Source organism: Micromonospora sp. WMMD737, from assembly GCF_049179055.1.
Lineage (GTDB): Bacteria > Actinomycetota > Actinomycetes > Mycobacteriales > Micromonosporaceae > Micromonospora > Micromonospora reichwaldensis.
On sequence record NZ_JBMHMH010000012.1, the window covers coordinates 1 to 3,071 of the forward strand.

The 3,071-nt window shown below is 67.5% G+C and carries 2 protein-coding genes and 1 tRNA gene; 1 reads left to right on the forward strand and 2 read right to left on the reverse strand.

Annotation, left to right across the window (positions count from 1 at the left end):
• Positions 1–870: amidohydrolase family protein (locus ACN27A_RS33775; RefSeq protein ID WP_421458967.1), on the forward strand; the 870-nt coding region annotated here is incomplete at its 5' end.
• A gap of 4 nt (positions 871–874) precedes the next feature.
• Here the strand turns inward: ACN27A_RS33775 and ACN27A_RS33780 are convergent.
• Together ACN27A_RS33780 and ACN27A_RS33785 are read right to left on the reverse strand one after the other, a co-directional pair.
• On the reverse strand, positions 875–2,299 hold the full coding sequence (locus tag ACN27A_RS33780; protein WP_421458968.1) for a hypothetical protein: 1,425 nt from the start codon (positions 2,297–2,299) through the stop codon (positions 875–877).
• Positions 2,300–2,875: 576 nt separating this feature from the next.
• A tRNA-Val gene (locus ACN27A_RS33785) sits at positions 2,876–2,950 on the reverse strand.
• Positions 2,951–3,071 lie beyond the last annotated feature (121 nt).

Genomic DNA, 3,071 nt, shown 5'->3' on the forward strand with positions numbered 1-3,071 from the left:
AAACTGTGGACCGACGGCTCGCCGTGGGTCGGCAACATCGCGATCTCGTTTCCCTACCTCGACACCGAGGCCACCCGTACCGCCGGGATCGACCCGGCCACCGCGGGCGGGCCGCAGTCGATGAACTACACCCGCGAGCAGTTGGACGCGATTCTCGACCGGGCCGCGCCGGCCGGCTGGCAGATGGCCTTCCACGCCAACGGCGACCTGGCGCTCGATCTGGCGCTCGACGCCTACGAGGCCGCGCTGGACCGCCACGGCCTGCTGGGCACCGATCACCGCTGGCGCCTCGAGCACTGCGGGGCCGGCACCCGCGCGCAGTTCGACCGGGCCGCCCGGCTCGGGGTGCACGTGTCGCTGGCGCCGTTTCAGTACTACTACTGGGGCGATCTGCTCGACGGCGCGATGTTCGACCACAAACACGGTGCGCGCTGGCAGGCGTTCGGCGACGCGGTCGCCTCGGGGGCGTGCGTGTCGCTGCACAACGACGGGTCGGTGTCACCGCCCACCCCAGTGATCAACGTCGCCACCGCGGCCACCCGAAGGACCCGTGCCGGCACGGTGCACGACGCCGAGCAGGCGATCCCGCTCGACGAGGCCTGGCGCGCCCAGACCATCAACGCCGCCCGCACACTGCACCGGGACCATCTGGTGGGTTCGATCAGCGTCGGCAAGCTGGCCGATTTCGTGGAGCTCAGCGCCGACCCGTGGGCGGTGGATCCGGCCGAGCTGATCGAGCGGGTGCAGGTGACGGGCACCTGGCTGGGCGGGCGCCGGATCGATCTGGACGAATTCCTGGCCGCGGTCTCCGCCGGCGACAACTCCGCGCACACGCATCTGGGCGAGCAGCCGGGCACCGGCTGCTGCTGACGCGCTACGGAACGATCACAGTGATGCCGTCACCGGGACCGGCCACCGCGACCAGACCGGAATCATTGACAACCGCTGCGTTGTTGTTGCCGGCGTAGGCATCGGCGGAGCTGCCGTCACCGGCGACGGCTGCAACATTGTCGTCGCCGGCGTACGCGTCGGCGCTGCTGCCGTGCCCGACCACTGTGGCGGTGTTCCTGTCGCCGTCGGCGGCGAACGCATGGCTATCGTCACCGGTAACCCGAGCAGTGTTGGCGTCACCGCCGAACGCCCGTGCGCTGCTGCCATCACCGACCACCGTGGCGCTGTTCATGACGCCGTCAACAGCGAACGCGCTACTGCCGTCACCCACCACACCGGCGATGATGCCGTCCCCGAAGAAGATCTCAGCACTGCTGCCATTGCCGAGGACCCATGCCTTGTTTCCCGAACCGTCGGTGGCCGCGGCAGTGGACCCGTCGCCGAAGACCCAGGCCCTGTTGAGGGTGCCGTCGCCGGCCGTGGCACCGCTGTCGGCGCCGAAGGCCCAGGCCTTGTTTCCGAAACCGCCGGTCGCGGTAGCTGTGGCGGCGGGGCCGAGGGCGTACGCCCCACTGAACGCGCCCTCTGCAGTGGCTGTGCTGTTCGGAAGAAAGGCGACTGCCAGCGATCCGAAACCCGACGACGTCGCACTGGCGCCGCCGATCTGCACGATCTGCATGCCGCTGAAGGAAATGCTCAGGTTGAAGATGTCGGAAATCGAACCGGCCAGCTCTGCCGGTGACACCGACAAGGCAGTCGGATGGGATGCGGCAGGGGCGGGCTGTGACACTGTGGTCCGCCGCCAGGCCGCGTACAGCAGTTCGAGCACCGAGCCGCGGGGAGCCATCGGGGTGTCGGGCTGCAATCCCAACCAGCTCAGCAAGCCGGTGACGATACGCGCCGAAGCCGTTTTCACCGGCAAAGTCGAGGGCTCCGGCACGTCGACCGGACCCATGGTTTCTGCAGTCGACGAGACCAACCCTGGCAGCGCTACCGCAACAGCAGCGGAATCCCGGGCCGGGGATCCGTCGGTCGATGCTGGCGGTGCTGGGGTCGCCTCGATCGGCAGTGCGGCGGGCTCGACCTCGGCTGCAAGATCGTCGGCGGTATCCCGGACTTGCGGGCTCATCGCCGAGCCCTGCGGACCCGCCCCGAGTGACCGCTGTGCAGGGTCGTCGCTGCCCAATACACCTGGGCCCGAGGAGCTTTCATCCGGGTCGGCCCCGCTCGGGACAAACGCGACCGGGGCGATCTCCACATCAGGGCCGCCCGCCTCGACAGCCGACTCAGACTCATCCACGCCGTCGGCTTCATCCACCTCGACTAACGACTCATCCGTTTCGGCATCGGAGTCAGAGCCCTCGGCGGCAGACGGCCCAGACTCATCCACGCCGTCGAATTCATCCACCTCGACAGACGAGTCGTCCGTTTCAGCATCGGGCGCAGAGTCCTCGGCGGCGGAGGGCGCAGGTGATCCGCTCGACGCCGTCTGTGACGGCGAATCATTCGTAGGCTCCGACGAGGCGTCCCTGGACGCGGACGTCGAGGTTGACGTCGACGGGGATTCGGCGGCCGCCACCTGCTGTCCGGTGGCCATCGCAGTTCCCAAACCAAGCGCGACGATCACGGCTCCGACACGAAAGAACACGGGCGCTGCACGCATTGTCTGGACACCTTTCCGAGTTTGGTTGTTCCAGAAATGTTCGGGGACATGCGCAATTCAGGGACGGAATACGAAGGGACAGAAGTATTCCGCCACGGACAGACGAAGCACGACTGCCAGCGATCTCGATTCAGGTACTCAGGAATCTACTCCTGATCGTGCACAATTTCTCGATACTGTCCACACAGCGGAGGCACCCGCGCCGTGCGATGGCGTTGCGCCCAGCTTCGGAAACTGTGGGCCAGTCACGCGAGCGACGTGGACGGTTGCCACATTGCCGAGGATCGCCCCGCAGCTGCCCGGGTCATCGAGGATCACCTCTGGTGGGCGCGGACGGTATCGAACCGCCGACCGCTGGTGTGTAAAACCAGAGCTCTACCACTGAGCTACGCGCCCGATCGCAGGGCAGGTTACAACGCGCAGGTGGTCAACCGGAAATTCGCGGCGCGAAGATCAGCCGGAGTTCAGGCCCGCAGCGTGTCCAACGCGGCCGCCCAGACCGCACCGTCGCGGGCCT